The sequence below is a fragment of the Bradyrhizobium sp. Ses1 genome, assembly GCF_059512365.1.
The window spans coordinates 1-2317 of the sequence record NZ_JCAMOQ010000150.1 but is presented as its reverse complement, the minus strand read 5'-3'; the positions used below and the strand labels follow the sequence as shown (position 1 = coordinate 2317).

The following is a 2317-nucleotide window of genomic DNA, read 5'->3' as shown; positions in this document are numbered from 1 at the left end:
GATAGAAAGGGATCAGGAGCGGTCAGTTTCCAACTAACAAACCGGTTCAAGCGGTCCCGCTCCGCGGGTCCATTTCACTGGGTACCTCCGGTCACAACCACAGTTTTGCCCTCGAAAGTGGATTGCACTATGTCACTCCTCTGATCGCGGTGGCTGCCGGAGGCACCGCCCCGGTGCGAGTGTTTTTGGTTGAATCCAGGTACGCTATTGGATCAACAGGTCGACCGAGCGACATTGAAGCTCGAATTGCCTCTACGACAGACAGCGTCGAAGCCGCGTCTTCCAAAGTAACTCTCGGATCACACTTCCCTTCAATCACGGAAAGAAAATGCTCCACTTCTTGTAACAGAGGATTGTAGAGAGCATTGCCTGCGGCGCCCGCGTAAATCGAGCTTTCCAGCCTTTGTGTCCATCCCTTTCGAGATCCGTTGGTCGACCAGATCTCTCCCGATGGAAAGAAAATTGCTCCACCTTCTCCAAACAGGAGATAGCAATCCTTGGGGTATGGAGGGAAAACACTATTCTCCGCGGCGTTGCTCTCATAGCTGAATGGTGAGGGGGTTAGGTCTGAATGGATAAAGGTGACGTAGCAAGTGCCCCCCGTCCTATTTTCGATTTTGGCCGTTATCGTATACGAATGACCGACTTCATCTTCCGCTAATTTCGTTTCTTGCGCGATGGCACTAACCTTGCGGATCGGACCAAGAAGATGCTGAAACGTATCTATCTCGTGCACAATATTAATCATTATCGTTCCACCGCCCGAAGAGGATTGAACGCGCCAAGCATCGAAATACTCGTCGGGTTTGCGAACCAACCATAGCGCAACAGCACGGTTGATTGGTCCCACTACATTCTTGTCAATCGCACTCTTCAGCCATCCAATTTGGCTTGAGAATCTGCGGTGATATCCAACCAAAACTGGTGTCCGACGTAGTTTGGCGGCCGATTGCAAAAGCCCAATCTCCGCCACATCTCGCGCCGCCGGCTTCTCAAGCAGAACGGGGACGCCCCTTTCAATACATTTCTCTGCTATCTGAGCCAGACAGTCAGTCGATGCCGCAACGATGACGCCATCCGGCTTCGCTTTATCGAGCAAAACATCGATAGACGTATAGACTTGCGCTCTAAGATGTTCAGCTTTTTGAGCATTCTTGGGTGGATCTTTAATGCATAATCCTGCCAGCGATGCTCTTCCGGTCGCCAGAACTTGCTGCGCCATAACGAATCCATGACCCAGACCGACAATCCCGATGCGCAATGCCTGGTGGCGCCTGGGCTCCCCTGGATTTCTCTTCTCATCTCCAAGTGCCGCACCTAAAACCATTGCTCGAAGCTCTTCCCCATTACTCATCCGAGCTTGATTCTTATTTGATCTCGCTCGGGAGTTACAATGATCTGAATCAACGGGCACGGCGCCACTGACAATTCGCCCAACGTTCACGGGCTTGGGCGATCCTAGGCGCGTCTTGCAATCTCTGCTCTTCCGAGTCTCGCCGACATGGTTGTTCGATCTCGGACAAAGCCCTCCAAGGGCGAGGCAGAAAGCGACGCCGTCGTGGATCGTTGATGGATGGCTGATGTCGGTATGCCGGCACTGAAGTGTCACTCTGAGCCCTAATGACCGCGTCTGACGTGGCCCCGAGTTCGATCCAGTCCTGAGCGCGGCCCCGGTTGTTGGATTGGCCTGGTTGGGCGGTGGGAGCGACGGGAGCTGGCGCAGAGACCGCGGCATAGCGCAGCGCCAGATCCCGTCGCGGTTGGCGAGTGAGGGCGAACTCGGGCGGCATCTTCCATCCGTGTGACAGTGGTCGTGCGTCGTTGTATTCGCCCCCCAGCATCCGAGCGTGCCGCGGGCCGTAGCCAGTGTCGATGCTAAGTCGACCCCTGACACCCGATCACGCCGTCTACAGCGTCCGCGAACAGCGTCTCGTTCACTGCTTGATGCTGCAGGCGACCTCTGATGGGGAAGACGGCCCAGCTCCGTCGGAACTGGCGATAGACCGCAATGCACGGAACCGGTAACAGGAGCTATTCACCAGGGAATTGGCGACAATTGGATTGGATAATTCGAAGTACGTATTTCACATCCCAGTTGATAGCCAAGGCCGTTGTTGGGTCTCACCTCAACGTCACTCAACAGCAAGACTGTTCTCGGTGAAAATGGCTGGAAGACTTTGATCGCCCCCCATTCCGGGAACTATTGCATTGCTACGGACGAGAACGCCGAGCGTTGGGCTGAATAGCCCTTGAGATAGATGTCCTCGTATTTGAGCGAGCGCCACAGCCGCTCGATGAACACGTTGTCCATCCAGCG

1 protein-coding gene is annotated in these 2317 nt (G+C 54.7%); it reads right to left on the bottom strand.

The features are described 5' to 3' along the window. Positions 1 to 127: 127 nt before the first annotated feature. Positions 128 to 1327 (bottom strand): Gfo/Idh/MocA family protein, encoded by a 1200-nt coding sequence (locus AC5ZG5_RS46010; protein ID WP_456647226.1) that lies wholly within the window; start codon positions 1325 to 1327, stop codon positions 128 to 130. Between the last annotated feature and the right edge of the window lie 990 nt (positions 1328 to 2317).